This window comes from Xanthomonas sp. NCPPB 4037 (assembly GCF_041475695.2).
GTDB lineage: Bacteria > Pseudomonadota > Gammaproteobacteria > Xanthomonadales > Xanthomonadaceae > Xanthomonas > Xanthomonas campestris.
This window is the reverse complement of sequence record NZ_CM191261.1, coordinates 1,655,239-1,674,913: the sequence shown is the minus strand read 5'-3', so window position 1 is coordinate 1,674,913 and position 19,675 is coordinate 1,655,239. Positions and strand designations below refer to the sequence as shown.

Genomic DNA, 19,675 nt, shown 5'->3' with positions numbered 1-19,675 from the left:
TTGACGACGCCATTGCATGAATCCTAACTACCTCGACTTCGAGCAACCCATCGCCGATCTGGAAGCCAAGATCCAGGAGCTGCGCAAGGCCAGCACCGGCCCTGCAGTGAATGTCGATGCGGAAGTGCGTGCCTTGCGCGACAAGCTGCGCGTGCGTACTGCGCAGATTTTCCGCGACCTGTCGGCCTGGCAGGTATCGCAGCTGGCGCGCCATCCGCAGCGCCCGTACACGCTGGACTACATCAACACCATGTGCGACGAATTCCAGGAACTGGCCGGCGACCGCGCCTATGCCGACGACAAGGCGATTGTCGGTGGCCTGGGCCGCATCGATGGCCGCCCGGTGGTCATCATCGGGCACCAGAAAGGCCGCGACACCAAGAGCAAGGTGGCGCGTAATTTCGGCATGCCGCGCCCGGAAGGCTATCGCAAGGCGCTGCGCCTGATGAAGCTGGCCGAACGCTTCCGCCTGCCGCTGCTGACCTTCATCGACACCCCCGGCGCCTACCCCGGCATCGGTGCGGAAGAGCGCGGCCAGTCCGAGGCGATCGCACGCAACCTGATGGAAATGGCCGAGCTGAAAGTGCCGGTGATCTGCACGGTGATCGGCGAAGGCGGCTCCGGCGGCGCGCTGGCGATCGGCGTGGGCGACCGCACCCTGATGCTGGAATACGGCACCTATTCGGTGATTTCGCCCGAAGGCTGCGCGTCCATCCTGTGGAAGGATGCCGCCAAGGCCAAGGACGCTGCCGAACAGCTCGGCCTCACCGCCAAGCGCTTGAAGGGCCTGGGCCTGGTCGACAAGGTGATCCGTGAACCCACCGGCGGCGCACACCGCAATCCGGAACAGATGGGCAAGCGGCTCAAGGCCGTGTTGCTCAACGAACTGGATGCGCTGGAAAAGGTGCCGGTGGACGCGCTGATGCAGCAACGCTACGAGCGCCTGCGCAGCTACGGTGCCTACGAAGGGCATTGAGTCACAGGTCATGATCGCCGTGCGAATGCGCGGCCACGGAATGGAATCCTTGCACCGATGAGCCCTCTCCTGCTGCTGTCGCTGGTTCTGCAAGCCGCCTGCTGCGTGCACGTCGTGCGCAGCGGCCGTCCGCTGTACTGGATCTTCCTGCTGCTGGCGTTTTCGTTGCTGGCGGTGCTGGTCTACGTGTTCGTAGCGGTGATTCCAGACCTGCGCAACGACCCGAGTGCGCGCCGCAGCCTCAAGCGCGTGCGTAGCAAACTGGACCCACAACGCGAACAGCGCGACGCCTCGCGCCGCCTGGACGTGGCCGACACCCCGGAAAACCGCCGCCAGCTCGCCGAAACGCTGCTGGCCCAAGGCGATTACGCCCAGGCCGCCGAGCACTTCCTGGGCGCGCTGCGCGGCTTGTACCGCGACGATCCGCACCTGATGCTCGGGCTGGCCAAGGCGCAGTTCGGGCTCGGCCAGCCGGCCCAGACACGCCAGACCCTGGATGCGTTGATCGCAGCCAATCCCACCTTCCGCTCGCACGACGGGCACCTGCTGTATGCCCGCGCGGTGGAAGACAGCGGCGACATCGACGCCGCCCTGCACGAGTACGAAACGCTGGCGCAGGGCTACCCGGGCGAAGAAGCGCGCGTGCGGTATGCACAGCTGCTGCAGCGCACCGCACGTACGGACCAGGCCAAGGCAATGTACGAGCAGGTGCTACGCCACGCCGGGGCCTCGCCCAAACATTACCAGCGCGAACAACGCGGCTGGGTCGAGCTGGCGCGCAAGGGCTTGAGCGAGTTGGGCACCACGACGTAAGCGCTGCGTTGCACTGTCTGCGTCAGTGCGGCAAGGCGATGCGTTGTGATCGCCCCACAGATCTGTCTTCTCGCAAGATCGATCACCACGCCTGATGGCCTGGCGACGTCGCCGCCAGAGCCGCCCTCAGAACGGCTTGGCCAGCACCAGCCAGATCACGCCCACCAGCAACACCACCGGCACTTCGTTGAACAGGCGCAGCGCGCGCCCGCTGGGCAGTGCCCGGCCTTGGTCCACGCCCTTCAACCAACGCCCGGCCACGATGTAGTGCGCCAGGATCAGCGCGACGGCAAACAGCTTGGCGTGCAACCAGCCGCCAGCCACCATCGTGGGGAAGTCCGGGATCACCCGGTACCCCAGCCACAGCACCGCGCCCAGCAGCAGCGCCAGCCCGAGCATGCTGTGACCGAATTTATAGAGCCGCCGCCCCATCAGCACCAGGCGCGCACGCACGGCGGTGTCGGTGCCGACTTCGGCGATGTTGACCAGGATGCGGGGCAGATAGAACACCGCGGCCATCCAGGCAATGACGAACAACAGGTGGAAGGTCTTGATCCACAAATACAGGGTCATGCGCTGGCTCCGCTGGCTCGCGTAGGATGGCCCGCATTTTCACCTATCCGCTCGCGCGAAAGCGCATCTGCATGCACAAGCCCGACGACAAACAGTACGACGCCACCTATTTCACCCGCTGGTACCGCGATGCCGGGCTGGCAGACCCTGCACGCCTGCGGCGAAAGGTCGCATTGGCCGTGGCCCAGGCCGAGTACTACCTGGAGCGCCCGATCCGCACCGTGCTCGATGTGGGCTGCGGCGAAGCCGCCTGGCGTGCACCACTGCTGGCGCTGCGCCCGAAGCTGCAGTACCTGGGGTTCGATAGCAGCGAGTACGCGGTGCAACGCTACGGGCGCAGCCGCCAGATCCACCCGGCCCGCTTCGGCGACTTTGCCTGGCTACGTCCGTGCGCGCCGGTGGATCTGCTGATCTGCTCGGACGTGCTGCATTACGTGCCCACGCGCGAGTTCAACCAGGGCCTGCCCGGCCTGGCCGAGATGTGTGCCGGGGTGGCCTTTCTGGAAACCTTCGCCGAAGAGGACGCCTTCGAAGGCGACCATGAGGGCTTCCAGGCGCGGCCGGCACGCTGGTACCGGCGCCGCTTCGCCAGCGTGGGCTTCACTGCGCTCGGCTCGCATTGCTGGCTGTCGCCGCAGTTGCGGGGCGAGGCGGCGGCGCTGGAGCACAGCTGAGCAGGGCCGCCGCGCGCTCCAGCCGACCGCACGCTGTCCGCGTCGCATTAGCACAGTTGACTTGACGGCCTCTACCGTCCGCAGCCCCATTAAGGTGCAAATGCGCCAAACCGGGTATGCTGCGCGGCAGCAAAGAGCCGCACGGATGGGTGGAATGCTTTATCAACTGCATGAGCTGACCCGCAATCTGCTAGCCCCCTGGGTGCATCAGGCCCAGGCGAACGCCAAGATGTTTTCCGACCCCGACAGCCTGTGGGCCTCGCTCCCGGGCGCCGAGCGCATGGCGGCCAGCAACGAGCTGTTCCATCGCCTGGGCAAGGAATACGAAAAGCCCGCCTGGGCGCTCGACGATGTCGAGGTGGATGGCCACTCGCTGCCCATCATCGAACGCGAGGTGCTGAGCAAGCCGTTCTGCCGCCTGCTGCGCTTCAAGCGCTTCAGCGACCATGTCGAGCTGATCGGCACGATGAAGCAGCAACCGGCCGTGCTGGTGGTGGCGCCGTTGTCTGGCCACCACGCCACACTGCTGCGCGACACCGTGCGGACCCTGCTGCGCAACCACAAGGTCTACGTGACCGACTGGGTGGACGCGCGCATGGTGCCGCTGGAAGCCGGCGCGTTCCGGCTTGAGGACTACATCGCCTACATCCAGGAATTCATCCGCCACATCGGTGCCGAGCGCCTGCATGTGGTGAGTGTGTGCCAGCCCACCGTGCCGGTGCTGGCGGCGGTGTCGCTGATGGCGTCCAACGATGAGCCCACCCCGCGCTCGCTGGTGATGATGGGCGGGCCGATCGATGCGCGTCGCAGCCCGACCCAGGTCAATAACCTGGCGACCGAGAACGGCATCGAGTGGTTTCAGAACAACCTGATTCACACCGTGCCGTTCCCGTATCCGGGCCATGGCCGTCAGGTGTATCCGGGCTTCCTGCAGCACGCCGGTTTCCTGTCGATGAACCCCAACCGGCACGTGATGTCGCACTGGGATTTCTACACCGACCTGGTCAAGGGCGACCTGCAGGATGCGCAGGCGCACCGCCAGTTCTATGACGAATACAACGCCGTGCTGGACATGCCGTCCGAGTACTACCTGGACACCATCCGCGTGGTGTTCCAGGAATTCCTGCTGCCGCAAGGCAAGTGGAAGGTGGATGGCCAGCTGGTGATGCCGTCGGCAATTCGCAACACTGCCTTGCTGAGTATCGAAGGCGAGCTGGACGACATCGCCGGCCTGGGTCAGACCGAAGCCGTGCACGATCTGTGCACTGGCATCGACGCGGCGCACCGTCGCCACCTGGTGGTGGAAGGCGCCGGCCATTACGGCATCTTCAGCGGCCGTCGCTGGCGTGAGGTGGTGTACCCGCAAGTGCGCGAGTTCATTGCCCGCTACGACGCCGACCCGGTCGGCAGCCGCGACCCGGCCACCGTCACGCCGATCCGCAAGCGCGGCAAGCGCGCCTGATCGCCGCGATAGGCGCTTCCGGTCTTTCGATCGGGAGCGCTTTTTTATGCCTGTTTTCTAGCAACACTCCCGTGCGAGTGCGTTGTATGCGGCGCGCGTTTGGCTGCTGCCGATCGGGCTTCACAGTGCATGGTTGTTCGCGCATGGCGTGCAGGCTGATCGCCTTGTTCTAGCGTCCAGCAAATCAGCGTAGCGGCGCTGGCTGGGTCGTCATTCTCGGGACGTGCACTGTGGATCATTGCCCTGCACTGCAGGTCTCCCGTAGCCTTCGTCGCAAAACGCGTCAGCAACGACGGCAATCACCGCGGTGACCCAGGCATCGACACTGCCGTCGCAAGCGCCATCGCACCTCTTCGCCGAATGCGAAACCAAGCCTCACGCGCCAACGCACTCAGCCCTCGCCGCTCTTGACCAACAGATGCTTGGCCAGCATGCCGTGCACGCTGCCAAGTCCACGCGCCAGGTGCAGCGTCGCGAACAGCAGCAGCACGCCGATCGCGCACACCGGCACCGACAGCCATCCACTCGCATACGCCGTGTCGCCGAAGGTAAACAGCACGCCGGTATCCAGCAACGCCAGCAGCGGTGCTGCGGCAAAGCCCAGCGACAGCGACAACAAGGTCACGATCACGGTGAAGTAGACGGTGCCCAGCGGCAGCATCAGCAGGAAGTACAGCATCGTGCTCCAGGTGCGCGCGTCGGTGAACATCGCGCCGATGCGCTGCAACCAGCTACCCGGGATGCCCGGATGTGGCGGCCGACGCGGCATGCGCACGCCCAACAGGGTTTCCACCACCCGCCCTTCCACCAGCGACAGCAGCCGCACCGAGCCGAAGAACAGCACCAGCAGCGGCACGCCGATGATCAGGATCAGCAGCCCTGCCGAGAGACTGGCGCCGGTGACCACCCAGCTGAAATAGAACACGCCATTGACCAGCGACAACAGCAAATAGAACAACGCGCCGTAGGTGCGCGGATCGGCGGCCACGCCGAAGAAACTGCCGATCCACGAACTCCGCTTGGGCGGCAGTGGCGGGCGCAACGCACGCGTGACCGTGACTTCGGTTTCGCGGTAGATCTCGGCCACTTCGTCGGGCGCGCCGTAGCTGCCAGCCACACCGGCAATCACCTCGGCCTCGCTCTTGCCGGCTTGCTCGGCCAGTTCGGCGCGCAGGTATTCCTCGGCGTCGTAGAGCGCGTCCTGGATCATCGCCGGGTCCGCGCCGGCCAACGCATGACGCAACTGCGTGAGGTAATCGGGAATGGTGGTCGGCAGCGGACGCGGTGGCGTAATCGTGTTCATGAGTGGGTCCCTTCCAGCACAGAGTCGACGGAATCGCGGGTGGCACGCCAGGCGGCCGTCCACGCGCGCAGGCAATCACGCCCGGTTTCGGTAATGCGGTAGTAGCGACGTGGCGGACCGGAGGCCGATGGCTCGACATGGCTCTGCAACAGCCCGGCCCCTTCCAGGTTGCGCAGCACCGGATACAGCGCGCTCTGCTTGCCGCTGAGCACACCTTCCAGCCGCTCCAGCCGCTTGGCGATGAGATAGCCGTACAGCGGCGCATCGGCCTGGGCCAGCACCGCCAGCAACGCCAACGACACCGTGCCGGCGCTGAGCTCCTTCTGAAATTTCTTCAGATAGGCATCCGGCTCGTTCATTGCCACCTCCGCACTAGGTCGAAGGCAATGCTATGTAGAAGTTGGGTATAGCGAATGTGCCGGTAGTCATGTAGCCGGGATTTGGGAGTGGGGAATCGGGAATCGCAACGGCGATGCCCGTGATCTGCCAGTCGCGCGGCAAATCCACGCTTTGAGATGCTCTGCCGCACACGCGCTTTATATGCGTGAGCCCGCGTTCTTTTTAATCAGTCGACCTAGGCGACGACTGCACGCCTTTGCAATTCCCCATTCCCGATTCCCCATTCCCACCCCTGTCGCGCTCGCATTGCCAAACCCAAGTACGTTCATGAGCTTAGAACCTTTGGGTTACTGCCTTTCCTGTACGGCTCCACTACAGTCGGTGGCCCCTGTGCCGATAAACCTCGCACAGGTGGTTTTCACTTTTTGATGGGGTAACAAGATGCGATTTGCGCGTTCGGCACGGCCGTCCATGGCTGACACTTCCTTTGGCGCCACCAAGTGCCTGTGCCTTGCGATCGGGTTGTCGCTTTCGGGCGTGAGCATTGCGCAGCAGGCGCAGACAGCCGCACCCGCGATCGAACAGCCGCAGGCCGAACCGGCCAAGACGCCGGCACCGCCCGCACCCACCGGTTATCCGCTGGAAGCGCAGGGCTGGGGTGCCAAGCAGGGCGGCAACATGTGGCAGGTGCGCTGGGCCGAAGACTGGTCGTATCTGAAAGACCCCTCCAAGCGGAAGAGCCCGTTTGATCCGCTCAAATTCATTCCGTTGAGCGAGTCCGGCGATGTGTATCTGACGCTCAACAACGAACTGCGCGTGCGCAGCAACACCGTGACCAACCCCGGCCTGATTCCGGGCAGCCACTCGCAGCAGCAGTATCTGTTCCGTGCGTTCTTTGGCGCCGACCTGCACGTGGGCGAGCACTTCCGTCTGTACACCGAGCTGGCACACGGCAGCCTGGACGGGCGCAATGAAGGCGCCAAGACCGGTACGCAGGAAAACAACGCGATCCTGCAGCAGGTGTTCTTCGACGTGAAGGGCCAGGTGGCCGAAACCGACCTCGGCCTGCGCGTTGGCCGCCAGGTGTTTGTGGACGGGCCGACCACCTTGATGGCGCTGCGCGACAACACCGACATCTTCGTGACCTTCAACGGCGTGCGCGCCTGGGCGATCGGCGAGAAGACGCGTGTGGACGTGTTCGATTTCAACTTCAACCTGGATGGTACAGAGGGCTTGGGCGATGACCGCATCGATCGCTCGCGGCATTTCCGCGGCGTGGTGGGCGGCTATCGCCTGCCGACAGCCAAGCCGATGTATCTGGAGCCGTTCTTCTATCAGTTCCGCAACGACAACCAGGTGTGGGGCCGCCAGACCGCGGAAGAAAACCGCAATTACTACGGCCTGCGGTTGTGGGGCAACGTGGGCAAGCTGCGCACCGATTCGTTCGTGACCGTGCAGCGCGGCAGCTTCGGCGGACGCGACCTGCGCGCCTACATGGCCAGCACCTCCAATGCCTGGACGTTGAGCGACAGCGGCTGGAAACCGCGCCTGGGCTTCCATAGCGAAATCGCGTCCGGCGGCGGTGGCACCTCTGGCACCGGCACCTTGCGCAACAACAATTTCCTCTACGGCAACACCATCTATTTCAGCTGGGCCACGTTCTTCGGCCCGGTCAATCTGGTGACCGCCGCACCCACATTCACCTTCTCGCCCACCTCCAAGATCACCGTGAATCTGGAGTGGGAAACCCTGTGGCGGCAGACCACCAGCGATGCCATCTACAACAACCAGGCACGCGCCTACGCACGCACGCAGAACACCGGCGAGCGCCGCATCGGCACCATGCCGCGCATCAACGCCACCTGGAACATCGACCCGAACTGGTCGGTGACCTTCCGCGCCGAGCATCTGATGGCCGGCCCGGCACTGGAAAAAGCCGGCTACGGCGATTCCACCTTCGTGATGGGCTGGTTGAACTTCCGCTTCTAGGCAAGCGCGGCGCACTGCCGCACGACGCTGATCACACCGCACAGCCGCCTGGAGCATTCCTGGCGGCTGTTGCGTGATCGGCAGCAACGTTGTCTGGCGACGAGTAACGCAGGCACTGCGGTGATCGCCACGCAGTGCGCGTCAGCAGCGCGCTTGCACACATCGATACCGAAGCCACGCAGTGCACGCACTGCGGCGATTTACTGCAGCGATACGGCCGGTGGATTCGCCAAGGCACTGCCGGCCAGCGGGAACTGCAGGATCGCTTGCGTATGGCGCGCATAACGCGGCACCTGCACAGCCTGCCCTTGCGCTGCAATCGTGATGGCACGTGCTGGCCGCACCAATGCGTCCGGGAGCTCCTGCAGGCGCTGCGCGAGCGGGCGCGCATCAGGGTGCTCGCGTAGCCACAGCACCACGCCGATCAACCGCATCGCCGCGGCAGTGTCCTGCAACTGACGCTGATAATTGCCACCATCGCTGTACTGGGCATCCGCCAACACACACCCGACGGCGTTGGCCACGCAGGCAACATCCTTCGCAGGCGGGGGCGCCAGGGCACTGCCGTCAACCGGTGCATCCTGCACCAGCTGCTTGCGTACGGCATCGCTGCAGGCCCAGGTGTAGTTGGGCGCTGTCAGTGCACGCGTGCGCTCGGCATCGAAAAATTTCAGCACAGCGCGGTCGTACCAACGCTGCGCGCGTTGGTCCATTTCGCCGAGCATTTGCGCATACACCGCATCGACAATCCTGGCCTCGCCATGCAGCGCGCCGCACAGGCTGCTGTCCTCGACGCGCAACGGTGCGAACGCGCTGGCGCACTGCGCCGGCAGGGCTGCGTTGACGGGCAGCTCGCTGAGCATGCTCGCAAACAGGTCGGCATTGCCGCGCAACATCGCCCCACCAATCATCGTGACAATCAAACTCTCGTCGCTGCGCAACAACACGCGCGCCACCTGTGCATCGCTGCAGACAGCGGCCACCGCCTGCGCCTGGCGCCCCTGCACGAAGTCCAGCGCGTGCTGGGTCATCGACAACGTCAATCCCTGCAGTTCCGGCAGCGGCGAGTCGATGCGGCGAGGAAACGGATCGCGGTAGTAGGCATGCTGCGAGAAGCTCGCCATACGCGCCAGCAACGGCGCCTGTGGCGCCAGCGCAGCCGCATAGCTGCGCGATTGCGCTCGCACCTGGGCCAGGCATCCGGACGCGGCCCAACTGCACTTGGGCGGCGCAGTCGCCGGCCACGCCGGCGCGCGGGGATAGCGGCTCAGTTCACTGCGAAATCCGCTTGCGACCGGCGTGCGCTGGAAGCGCTGCAGGTCGCGGGCCAGCACCGCTTCCTGTTCCTCATTTGGAATCGTGTACGGCGATGCCCACAGCGCGACAAACAGGTTGGACCCCGGCGGCGGCGCGGGCCGTGGCTGACGCAGCTGCGCCAACGCTTGCTGCTGGGCCTGCGGGATCGGCCAGCGCGCGGAGAGCGCATAGGCTCCCACCAGCAACGCAACCACCACACCCACCGACAGCAGGGCCCATTTCAAGAACGTTGCGAGCATGGCAGACACCTTCCATGGAGAAGGCTGGCATCTTAGCGGGGGCCACCTACCGGATGCGATTGCCCGAATGGCGGCTGTACCGCACCACGCTGCCGACGCGAACGCGCCACGCGCTGGCCGAACCACAGGCCCACCGGCCGCAAGCGAATGCCTACAATGCGCGCATGTCTGAATCCCCTGCTCCGCATCGTCCCTCCGTGCAACGGGTCTTCCTGACCGGCCTGCTCACCTTGCTGCCGGTCTGGCTGACCTGGGTGGTGGTGAAGTTCGTGTTCTCACTGCTGTCGGGCATCAGCAGCCCGTGGGTGGTGCCGTTGTCCGGACGCATTGCGGCCTCGTTCCCGCATTACCTGGGCTGGATCACGGCGCTGTGGGTGCAGAACACCATCGCGCTGATCGCCACGGTGGCGGTGATCCTGTTCGTGGGTGTCCTGAGCCGGCGCGTGATCGGCCAGCGGCTGCTGCGCTGGTTCGAAGCGATCATGCGGCGCATTCCGTTGGCCAGTGTGGTTTACGACAGCGCGCGCAAGTTGCTGGACATCCTGCAGACGCAGCCGGGTAGCACGCAACGTGTGGTGCTGATCGACTTCCCGCATCGCGATATGAAATCGGTTGGCCTGGTCACCCGCGTGATCAAGGAACAGGGCACCGGCCGCGAGCTGGCCGCCGTCTATGTGCCGACCACGCCGAACCCCACCTCCGGCTATCTGGAGATCGTGCCGGTGGAGCTGCTCACGCCCACCGACTGGACCGTGGACCAGGCGATGAGCTTCATCATTTCCGGCGGCGCCGTGTCGCCGGAGACCGTTCCTTTCACCCGGACTGCGGACCGCTGACGCCATGACACACGTGCGTACCCTCGATGATCGTGCGGTACGGCTGTTCATCGCGCTGGCCGCGTTCTTCTGCGTCAACGCCGCGCTGGCCGAGTTCATCGGCGTCAAGATCTTTGCGCTGGAAGACACCCTCGGCATCGCGCCGTTGAACTGGAACCTGTTCGGGCAGACCGGCTCGCTCAGCTTCACCGCCGGCACCTTGCTGTGGCCGGTGGTGTTCATCATGACCGACACCATCAACGAGTTCTTCGGCAGCCGCGGGGTGCGTTTCATCTCATGGGTGGCGGTGGGCCTGATCGGCTACGGCTTCGTGTTCGCGTTTGCGGCCATCGCGCTGGCACCGGCCGGCTGGTGGGTCACCGCCGCGCAGAGCCAGGGCGTGCCGGACTACCAGGCCGCCTTTGCGGCGGTGTTCGGGCAAGGCCTGTGGACCATCGGCGGCTCGCTGGTGGCGTTCCTGTTCGGGCAGTTGATCGATGTGTCGGTGTTCCACCGCATCCGCCGCGCCACCGGCGAAAAACACGTGTGGTTGCGCGCCACCGGCTCCACGGCGGTGTCGCAGCTGGTGGACAGCTTCGTGGTGATCTATATCGCCTTCGTGCTGGGCCCACAGCATTGGTCGATCGACCAGTTCCTGGCGGTGAGCACGCTCAACTACCTCTACAAGATGGGCTTTGCGATCGCGCTGATTCCGTTGCTGTATCTGGCGCGCCGCGCCATCGGCGCCTACCTGGGCGCCGAACGCGCCGAACAATTGCGCGAAGAAGCTGCCGCCGATTGAGCCAGCCAGCTGCGACGAGCGACCGAACCTGGCGCCGTCAACGCTTGCAGCACAAGCCATGCGGCACGTTATCGCACCGCAGCATTTATTCCTTACGCGGCGCCCTGCCCGTGCCGTGCATGAATTGCACGCGCGGGCCATGACCCTGGTGGCTGGCCGTAACGGTGCGGATCGGGCAAGCTCCCCGCTCGCTTGTTTCCGGAGCCGGTAATGCCGCTTAGCTTTTCCCGCCTGCTGTCCCTGGCCATGGCCGCCGTGTTGAGCCTGTCGCTGGCCGCACCGGCCGATGCAGCCAAGAAGAAGACCGGCAAGGCACAGACCTCGCAAACGCGCGCGAAGGCGGGCAAGGCCAAGAAGTCCACCAAACCGGCCAGGAGCACCAAGGCCAAGGCCAAGCCACGCGCGGTGGTGGCACCGGTGGTGCAGAGCAAGGCACAGCAACTCACGCTGCTGTACGACCAATACTGGGACGCCTCGCTGAAGCTCAACCCGTTGCAGGCCACCTTCCAGGGCGAGAGCCGCTACAACGATCAGCTGCCCAACTTCCTGTCGCCTGCGTTCCGCCAGCAGTCACACGACTTCACCACGCTGTGGTTGGCCAAGGTGGAGGCGATCGGCCCGGATGGGCTCAGCGGGCAGGACCTGCTCAGCTACCAGATCTTCGTGCGCGATGCGCGCAGCGCCCTGGCGGCCGAGCAATTCCCGAGCTGGATGCTGCCGATCAACCAGTTCTACAACATCGCCAGCATTGCGGTGGTCATGGGCTCCGGCACCGGCGCGCAGCCGTTCAACACCGTCAAGGACTACGACAACTGGTCGCGCCGCGCGCTCGGCATCCCGGACCTGTTCGACCAGGCCATCACCAACATGCGTGCGGGCATGCAGGCCGGGGTGGTGCAGCCCAAGGCCTTGATGGAAAAAGTGCTGCCGCAGCTGGACGCGATCATTGCGCGCAGTGCCGAAGAAAGCCTGTTCTGGGGGCCAATCCGCAACCTGCCCGCCGACATGCCTGAGGCAGACAAACAGCGCATCACCGCCGAGTACAAGCGGATGATCGAGTTCCGCATCATGCCGGCCTACCGCGCACTGCGCGGCTTCATCGCCACCGAATACCTGCCAGCCTGCCGCGACACCGCGGGCCTGGCCGCGCTGCCCAACGGCGCCGCCTGGTACGCCTACGACGTGCGCCAGAGCACCACCTCCGACCTGACCCCGGCACAGATCCACCAGACCGGCCTGGACGAGGTGGCGCGCCTGCAGGGCGAGATCCAGAACGTGGCCAAGCAGGTCAAGTTCCGCGGCAACCTGCCCAAGTTCTACAAGTTCATGCAGACCGACAAGCGCTTCGTGTTCCGTAGCGAGTCCGAACTGCTGGACGCCTACCGCGGCCTGCAGAGCCGCGTGCAGGCCGCGGTACCCCGCCTGTTCGCCACCCAGGGCATCCCGGCCCTGGACGTGCGCCCGGTGGAGCCACAGCGCGCGCAAGCGGCGGCCAGCGGCTCGTACATGCGCCCCAACCCGCACGACAACACGCCGGGCATCTTCTACGTCAACACGTCCAACCTGCCCGCGCGCCCGCGCTGGGAAGGCGAAAGCCTGTTCCTGCACGAAGGCGTGCCGGGCCATCACTACCAGCTCGGCCTGCAGCAGCAATTGACCGACCTGCCCAAGTTCCGCCGCTTCGGTGGTGAGACCGCCTTCATCGAAGGCTGGGGCCTGTATGCCGAATCGCTGGGCCGCGAACTGGGGCTGTACCAGGACCCGTACAACTACTACGGCTATCTGCAGAACGCGCTGCTGCGCTCGATCCGGCTGGTGGTGGACACCGGCCTGCATAGCCAGGGCTGGACCCGCGCGCAGGCCATCGACTACATGTTGCAGAACTCGGCCGTCACCCGCGAAGACGCCGAGGCTGAGGTGGACCGCTACCTGGCCATTCCCGGCCAGGCGCTGGCCTACAAGGTCGGCGAAATGAAGATCAGCCAGTTGCGCGAACAGGCGCAACGCGAGCTGGGGCCGCGCTTTGATGTGCGTGCCTTCCACACCGAAGTGCTCAAGGACGGTTCGGTGCCGCTGGAGATCCTGCAGGACAAAGTGCAGCGCTGGATCGCCACGCAGAAAGGCTGAGCACGCTCAGCCAGCCGTGCGCGCCGCCACCAGTGCGGCGATGTCGGCCGGCGTGGTGCGGCAGCAGCCACCGATCAAACGCGCACCGGCCGCATGCCATTGCGCACGTTGCGTCGCCAGTGAACACGCCGCTGTGGTTCCCGCATGCCAGCGCTTGTCGCTGGCGTCGTAGTGCTCGCCGGAATTGGGATACACCACCAACGGCAAGCTGGTCAGCGCGGCCAACGACTGCAGCGCGGCGGTGACCTGCTCGATCGCAATGCAATTGATGCCCACCGCGACCACCTGCGGGCACGCGTCCAGAGCCGGAATCACTTGCGCCAGTGGCGTGCCATCGCTCAGATGCGCGGCATCGCGCAGGGTGAACGAAAACCACGCATGCACCTGCGGCAATTCCTCCAGCAACAGGCGCAGGGCGGTGATCTCGCTGGCCGACGGCAAGGTTTCGCAGGCCAATAGATCCACGCCGGCATCCACCAGCGCCGCGATGCGCGGGCGATGGAAGTCGAGCATCTGCGCCACCGGCAGCGCGTAGTCGCCGCGGTATTCGGAACCATCCGCCAGATAGGCACCATACGGCCCCACCGAGCCGGCCACCCACAGCGGCGCGTCCTGCGGATGCGCGGCCAGGTGGTCCGCGCGCGCCTGCGCCGCCAGCGCCACGCTGCGTGCAATCAACGCCTGCGACTGCGCCAGGCCTAGCCCGCGCGCGGCAAAGCCCCGCGGCGTGGCCTGGTAGCTGGCGGTGATCGCACACTGCGCACCGGCGCCAAAGTAGTCGCGGTGCACCTGGTAGATCAGTTCCGGCTGCTCCATCAACACCCGTGCCGACCACAAGGCGTCGTTGAGATCACAGCCACGCTGTTCCAGCTCGGTGGCCAGCGCGCCATCCAGCACCACTTCACCGTCGCGCTGCAAGACATCACTGAAGGGCGCACCGGCGCGCGGTTGGCGGGGAACAACGGTCATGGACGCACTCTCCGGGCTGCAAGCCTTTGGGTCACTGCATAGGCGCCGTAACACAGCGCCACGAACGGAATCCCGCACCACAGCGCGATGCGCTGCTGCGGGTCAAACGCCAGCCCAGCGCAGGCCAGCACGCACAACGCACCACCAATCAGCGGCGTCCACGGATACCACGGCGCGCGGTAGGCCAGGCTGTCCAGTGAAATGCCGTCACGCAGCAGCTGGCGGCGGAAACAATAGTGCGAGGCGCAGATGCTCAGCCATACCACCACCACCGCAAACCCGGAGACTGCAGAAATCGCCACGAACACGGTGTCGGCCGCGTACACACCGGTCAGCAGCGCCAGCAGCCCGCCAAGCATGCTCAGCACCAGCGCAGGCAGCGGGATGCCACGCCGGGTCAGCAGCGCAAAGCGGGCAGGCAAGGTGCCCTCGTTGGCCAACGACCACAGCATGCGGGCCGCCGCATACAACCCGGAGTTGGCCGCCGACAGGATCGCGGTGAGGATCACCGCGTTGAGCAGACCTGCGGCATACGGAATGCCCAGCAGCTCGAAGGCGCGCACGAACGGGCTGGTCTCCACCGCCGCCGCCTGCGCCGGCAACAACGCGGCCAGCACCAGCACGGTGCCGACGAACAGCACCACCAGACGGATCAACGTGGTGCGGATCGCCAGCGGGATTGCGCGTGCAGGCTGTGCGGTTTCGCCGGCTGCGATGCCGATCAGCTCGGTCCCGGAGAAAGCGAAATTCACCGCCACCATCGTCATCAGGATCGGCATGGCGCCGTGCGCAAACCAGCCATCGGCGCGCAGATGGCGCACTCCCGGCGCCGGGCTGCCATCGGCCAGCGGCAGCCAGCCGACCACCGCCGCGCCGCCCAGCACGATGAACACCACAATGGTCACTACCTTGATCAGCGAAAACCAGAATTCGCCTTCGGCAAACCAGCGTGCCGACACCATGTTCAAACTGAAAATCAGCACGCAGAACAGCAGGCACCACGGCCACGCCGGGCTGTGCGGAAACCAGTACTGCATGCAGAACGCGGCAGCGGTGAGGCTCGACCCCAACGCCACCGTCCAGGTGAGCCAGTACAACCAGGCCACCACGTAGCCGGTGGCAGGCCCCAGATAGCGCGCGGCATACACATGAAACGCGCCGGTCTGCGGCATCGCCACCGCCAGCTCGCCCAGGCACTGCATCACCAGGTACACCACCAGCGCGCCGATCAGGTACGCCAGTACCGTACCCAGCGCGCCGGTGGTGGCGATGATGTAGCCGGTGTTGAAGAACAATCCCGTGCCGATCACACCGCCCAGCGACAGCATCACCAGATGGCGCACCTGCATGCTGCGCTGGAACTGCGGTGCGGCGGTGGACGGGGGCTCGGACATGCGTGGTTCTGATCGGTGGCGCCCCATCCTGCCATGCGCGGCCAGGCGAGCACAGCCATGCGGTGGCGAGCTGTGACGTGGCCCTGCCGCTTAACGGCATGCGGGTATCCTGGCAACTCGTTTTTGCCAGCTTGCCGCCATGACATCCTGTTATCGCACTTACCACGCGGTCTCCCGCGTCATCGATGCCCTGCCGTTGCCGCCCGCAGTTGAATCTCTCAAGATCGGCGTGCTCCGTGCTGACGCTGCAGCGCGCTTCATTGAGCGCAAATGCCTGCGCACTGAACGTTGCGGCCGATCGATTCTGTCGCCACTGGTTATCGCGCCACAGGCCACCACCAGGAGCGCCGCATGATGCTCGCGGGGATCCACCACGTTGCAATCATTGCCGGCGATTACGCACGTTCCAAGCAGTTCTATTGCGAGATCCTCGGCCTACGCGTGCTCGATGAGCATTACCGGCAGGCGCGCGACTCCTGGAAGCTGGATCTGGCGCTGCCGGATGGCGGGCAGATTGAGCTGTTCTCCTTTCCGGGCGCACCACTGCGGCCCAGCCGACCGGAGGCGCGTGGCCTTCGCCACCTGGCCTTCCGCGTGCAGGATCTGGATGCGGCCATCGCCCGTCTAACCGCCCACGGCGTGGACACCGAGGCGGTCCGCGTGGACGAATACACCGGCCGGCGCTTCACCTTCTTTGCCGACCCGGACGACCTGCCGCTGGAGTTGTATGAGATGGCGTGAGAGGAGTACTGATCGCTGCTGAAGCAGAACAACGGCAGGTAGTAAGCCCCGCCGACCGAGTACGGTCGCGCCCGCCAGGCGCGCCGACCCGGATGAATGCATGCCGCAGCGCGGCTTTCCGCCACCATACTCCACGGTATACATTCGCGATCAGGCCGCCGACGGTGGCCACTGCACTCCCTGGGAGGGGACACATGCGCAAGACCTTCAAGACCCTGATCCTGGCCCTGCCGCTGGCCGCTGCCTCGCTGCTGGCCCAGGCCGCCGACTCGCCGGTGGGCCGCTGGAAGACCATCGATGATGAAACCGGCAAGCCCAAGTCGGTGGTGCAGATCGAGCAGGCCGCCAACGGCACGTTGAGCGGCAAGGTGGTCGAGATCCTGCAATCCAACCATGGGCCCAACCCCACCTGCGACAAGTGCGACGGTGCGCTGAAAGGCAAGCCGATCAAGGGCATGACCATCCTGTGGGGCCTCAAGCCCGACGGCACCGCTGTGTGGGGCGGCGGCTCGGTGCTCGACCCGGCCAAGGGCAAGACCTACAAGGCCAAGGTCACCCTGACCGACAGCGGCAAGAAGCTGCAGATGCGCGGCTATGTCGGCATCGAAGCCCTGGGCCGCACGCAGACCTGGGTGCGCGAGTAGGTCGGGATTCGGGATTGGGGATTCGTAAAAGCAGGCGCCCGTGAGGGCGCCTTTTTTGTTCGTCTCCATTTTTTTTGCGCGTCTTCATCCGCGCATATCTGTGCGGCAGGAACTGGCGGGCGATGAGCGCCAGCCAATGCAGCCAAACGCTGACGCGCCTCGACAGCACGGCCACCTGGCCCGCTTTGACCGATTCCCGACTCCCCAATCCCGATTCCCTCCCCCTTTCCCGACTAATGCGATAATCACGTGTCCCCCGCATTACGCCCGCCATGACCCGCACCGCACTCGTCACTACCGCCCTGCCCTATGCCAATGGGCCGCTGCATCTTGGCCATCTGGTCGGTTATATCCAGGCCGACATCTGGGTGCGCGCGCGCCGGTTGCGCGGCGACAAGACCTGGTTCGTCTGTGCCGATGACACCCATGGCACGCCGATCATGCTCGCGGCCGAAAAGGCGGGCGTCACGCCAGAGGCCTTCATCGCCAACATCCAGGCCAGCCATGAGCGCGATTTCGCCGCGTTCGGGGTGACCTTCGATCACTACGATTCGACCAATTCGCCGGTCAATCGCGAACTCACCGAAGCCTTCTACGCCAAGCTCGAGGCCGCCGGCCATATCAGCCGTCGCTCGGTGGCGCAGTTCTACGATCCGGCCAAGGGCATGTTCCTGCCGGACCGCTACATCAAGGGCATCTGCCCCAACTGCGGCAGCGCCGACCAGTACGGCGACAACTGCGAAGTCTGTGGCGCAACCTATGCGCCGACCGAGCTGAAAGAACCCAAGTCGGTGATTTCCGGCGCCACGCCCGAGCTGCGCGATTCGGAGCACTTTTTCTTCGAAGTGGGCCATTTCGATGGCTTCCTGCGGGAGTGGCTGGATGGCGACGTGGCGTTGCCGGGCGTCAAGGCCAAGCTCAAGGAATGGCTGGATGCCGAAGGCGGCCTGCGCGCGTGGGACATCTCGCGCGACGCGCCGTATTTCGGTTTCCAGATTCCCGGCCAGCCCGGCAAGTATTTCTACGTCTGGCTGGACGCGCCGATCGGCTACCTGTGCAGCTTCAAGACGCTGTGCGCGCAGATGGGCGAAGACTTCCAGGCGCATCTGGCGGCCGGCACGCAAACCGAACTGCACCACTTCATCGGCAAGGACATCGTCAATTTCCACGGCCTGTTCTGGCCTGCGGTGCTGCACGGCACCGGCCATCGCGCGCCAACCCGGCTGCACGTCAACGGCTACCTGATGGTGGACGGCGCCAAGATGTCCAAGTCGCGCGGCACCTTCGTGATGGCGCGGACGTTCCTGGATGTCGGCCTGGAGCCGGAGGCGCTGCGCTATTACTTCGCCGCCAAATCCTCCGGTGGCGTCGACGACCTGGACCTCAACCTGGGCGATTTCGTTGCGCGGGTGAACGCAGACCTGGTCGGCAAATTCGTCAACCTGGCCAGCCGCTGCGCCGGCTTCATCGGCAAGCGCTTCGACGGCAAACTGGCTGACGCGCTGCCCGATCCGGCGCAGTACGCGCGCTTTGTCGAGGCACTGGCGCCGATCCGCGAAGCCTACGAGCGCAACGACCCGGCCAGTGCGATCCGCCAGACCATGGCGCTGGCTGACGAGGCCAACAAGTACATCGACGACACCAAGCCGTGGGTGATCGCCAAGCAGGAAGGCGCCGACGCGCAATTGCAATCGGTGTGCACGCAGGGCCTGAACCTGTTCCGCCTGCTGGTCGCCGCGCTCAAGCCGATCCTGCCGCGCACCGCCGCCGAGGCCGAGGCCTTCCTGTCGGCACCGATGACCAGTTGGGAGGACGTGAGCCGCCCGCTCACTTGCCATGTCATCCAGCCCTACACCGCCCTGTTCACCCGTATTGACCCCAAATTGATCGACGCCATGACCGACGCTTCCAAAGACACGATGGCCGCACCTGCGGCACCGGCTGCGACGACCGCCAGCGCTGAAAAGGTGGCCAAAATCGATGCAAAAGCGGCTACGCCGGCCAATCCCCCCGCCTCCGTCGCGAATCCAGGTCTTATTGGCATGGACGATTTCGCCAAGCTCGATCTGCGCATCGGCAAGGTGCTGGTGTGCGAGGCGGTGGAAGGCTCCGACAAGCTGCTGCGCTTCGAGCTGGATGCCGGCGAGCTGGGCAAGCGCCAGATCTTCTCGGGCATCCGCGCCAGCTACGGCGACCCGGAAACGCTGGTCGGCCGCAGCGTGGTGTTCATCGCCAACCTGGCCCCGCGCAAGATGCGCTTCGGCATCAGCGAAGGCATGATCCTCTCGGCCGGCTTCGACGGCGGCGCCCTCGCGCTGCTGGACGCCGATGCGGGCGCACAGCCGGGGATGCCCGTCAGGTGAAGCGGGATTGGGGAGTCGGGATTAGGGATTGGTGGCACGCGAGCCACGCCTCAGCGTTGAAAGCCAAGCCTGGCAACGCTGCCAGCACCGGAACCCGCACTCGATCTCCACAGCTACGTTACTCACTAATCACCA

The 19,675-nt window shown here is 65.3% G+C and carries 17 protein-coding genes; 11 read left to right on the top strand and 6 right to left on the bottom strand.

The genetic code is table 11. The annotated features are described in order from the left end of the window. The first annotated feature begins 16 nt into the window (after nucleotides 1–16). The gene (locus ACCQ01_RS07515; RefSeq protein WP_011036549.1) at nucleotides 17–976 is read left to right on the top strand and encodes an acetyl-CoA carboxylase carboxyltransferase subunit alpha; all 960 of its coding nucleotides are present in this window, start codon (nucleotides 17–19) and stop codon (nucleotides 974–976) included. A gap of 57 nt (nucleotides 977–1,033) precedes the next feature. After that, complete coding sequence (locus tag ACCQ01_RS07510) at nucleotides 1,034–1,789, top strand: tetratricopeptide repeat protein (protein WP_228432591.1); 756 nt, start codon at nucleotides 1,034–1,036, stop codon at nucleotides 1,787–1,789. A gap of 126 nt (nucleotides 1,790–1,915) precedes the next feature. On the opposite strand, the gene ACCQ01_RS07505 is transcribed toward ACCQ01_RS07510, so the two are convergent. Then, nucleotides 1,916–2,362 carry a CopD family protein gene (locus ACCQ01_RS07505; RefSeq protein ID WP_228432592.1) on the bottom strand — a complete coding sequence of 149 codons (447 nt, stop codon included), beginning with the start codon at nucleotides 2,360–2,362 and terminating at the stop codon, nucleotides 1,916–1,918. 71 nt (nucleotides 2,363–2,433) lie between these two features. On the opposite strand from ACCQ01_RS07505, the gene ACCQ01_RS07500 reads away from it, so the two are divergent. Continuing rightward, on the top strand, nucleotides 2,434–3,036 hold the full coding sequence (locus ACCQ01_RS07500; RefSeq protein WP_029216852.1) for a methyltransferase: 603 nt from the start codon (nucleotides 2,434–2,436) through the stop codon (nucleotides 3,034–3,036). Between the two features lie 154 nt (nucleotides 3,037–3,190). Continuing rightward, a complete protein-coding gene (locus ACCQ01_RS07495; RefSeq protein ID WP_012438824.1) occupies nucleotides 3,191–4,498 on the top strand; it encodes a polyhydroxyalkanoate depolymerase in 1,308 nt (435 codons plus the stop codon). Nucleotides 4,499–4,889: 391 nt separating this feature from the next. Here the strand turns inward: ACCQ01_RS07495 and ACCQ01_RS07490 are convergent, their stop codons facing one another. Both ACCQ01_RS07490 and ACCQ01_RS07485 read right to left on the bottom strand, forming a co-directional pair. Continuing rightward, entirely contained in the window at nucleotides 4,890–5,801 is a 912-nt protein-coding gene (locus ACCQ01_RS07490; protein WP_228432593.1) for a sensor domain-containing protein, read from the bottom strand. Beyond that, a complete protein-coding gene (locus tag ACCQ01_RS07485) occupies nucleotides 5,798–6,160 on the bottom strand; it encodes a PadR family transcriptional regulator (protein WP_040941562.1) in 363 nt (120 codons plus the stop codon). Before ACCQ01_RS07485 ends, ACCQ01_RS07490 begins: the two co-directional genes overlap by 4 nt. 421 nt (nucleotides 6,161–6,581) lie before the next feature. On the opposite strand from ACCQ01_RS07485, the gene ACCQ01_RS07480 reads away from it, so the two are divergent. Next, nucleotides 6,582–8,129 (top strand): alginate export family protein, encoded by a 1,548-nt coding sequence (locus ACCQ01_RS07480; RefSeq protein WP_016944171.1) that lies wholly within the window; start codon nucleotides 6,582–6,584, stop codon nucleotides 8,127–8,129. 200 nt (nucleotides 8,130–8,329) lie between these two features. On the opposite strand, the gene ACCQ01_RS07475 is transcribed toward ACCQ01_RS07480, so the two are convergent. Then, nucleotides 8,330–9,685, bottom strand: a complete 1,356-nt coding sequence (locus ACCQ01_RS07475; protein ID WP_228432594.1) for a hypothetical protein — start codon at nucleotides 9,683–9,685, stop codon at nucleotides 8,330–8,332. A 164-nt stretch (nucleotides 9,686–9,849) separates the two neighbouring features. Here ACCQ01_RS07475 and ACCQ01_RS07470 point away from each other — a divergent pair, with 164 nt between their 5' ends. From ACCQ01_RS07470 to ACCQ01_RS07460, 3 genes are all read left to right on the top strand, one after another. Further along, nucleotides 9,850–10,521 carry a DUF502 domain-containing protein gene (locus ACCQ01_RS07470; protein WP_103699980.1) on the top strand — a complete coding sequence of 224 codons (672 nt, stop codon included), beginning with the start codon at nucleotides 9,850–9,852 and terminating at the stop codon, nucleotides 10,519–10,521. 4 nt (nucleotides 10,522–10,525) lie between these two features. After that, nucleotides 10,526–11,302, top strand: a complete 777-nt coding sequence (locus ACCQ01_RS07465) for a queuosine precursor transporter (protein ID WP_016944168.1) — start codon at nucleotides 10,526–10,528, stop codon at nucleotides 11,300–11,302. A gap of 210 nt (nucleotides 11,303–11,512) precedes the next feature. Continuing rightward, the gene (locus ACCQ01_RS07460) at nucleotides 11,513–13,429 is read left to right on the top strand and encodes a DUF885 domain-containing protein (RefSeq protein WP_011269918.1); all 1,917 of its coding nucleotides are present in this window, start codon (nucleotides 11,513–11,515) and stop codon (nucleotides 13,427–13,429) included. Nucleotides 13,430–13,435: 6 nt separating this feature from the next. On the opposite strand, the gene mmuM is transcribed toward ACCQ01_RS07460, so the two are convergent. Continuing rightward, nucleotides 13,436–14,398, bottom strand: a complete 963-nt coding sequence (mmuM, locus tag ACCQ01_RS07455; RefSeq protein ID WP_228432595.1) for a homocysteine S-methyltransferase — start codon at nucleotides 14,396–14,398, stop codon at nucleotides 13,436–13,438. After that, on the bottom strand, nucleotides 14,395–15,792 hold the full coding sequence (mmuP, locus tag ACCQ01_RS07450) for an S-methylmethionine permease (RefSeq protein ID WP_228432596.1): 1,398 nt from the start codon (nucleotides 15,790–15,792) through the stop codon (nucleotides 14,395–14,397). Before mmuP ends, mmuM begins: the two co-directional genes overlap by 4 nt. A gap of 351 nt (nucleotides 15,793–16,143) precedes the next feature. On the opposite strand from mmuP, the gene gloA2 reads away from it, so the two are divergent. The 3 genes from gloA2 to metG all read left to right on the top strand — a co-directional run bounded on the left by gloA2 (nucleotide 16,144) and on the right by metG (nucleotide 19,540). After that, nucleotides 16,144–16,533 carry an SMU1112c/YaeR family gloxylase I-like metalloprotein gene (gene gloA2, locus ACCQ01_RS07445; protein ID WP_115576759.1) on the top strand — a complete coding sequence of 130 codons (390 nt, stop codon included), beginning with the start codon at nucleotides 16,144–16,146 and terminating at the stop codon, nucleotides 16,531–16,533. 194 nt (nucleotides 16,534–16,727) lie between these two features. After that, nucleotides 16,728–17,177, top strand: a complete 450-nt coding sequence (locus tag ACCQ01_RS07440; protein WP_115576758.1) for a DUF2147 domain-containing protein — start codon at nucleotides 16,728–16,730, stop codon at nucleotides 17,175–17,177. Nucleotides 17,178–17,449: 272 nt separating this feature from the next. Then, a complete protein-coding gene (gene metG / locus ACCQ01_RS07435; protein ID WP_228432597.1) occupies nucleotides 17,450–19,540 on the top strand; it encodes a methionine--tRNA ligase in 2,091 nt (696 codons plus the stop codon). Nucleotides 19,541–19,675 lie beyond the last annotated feature (135 nt).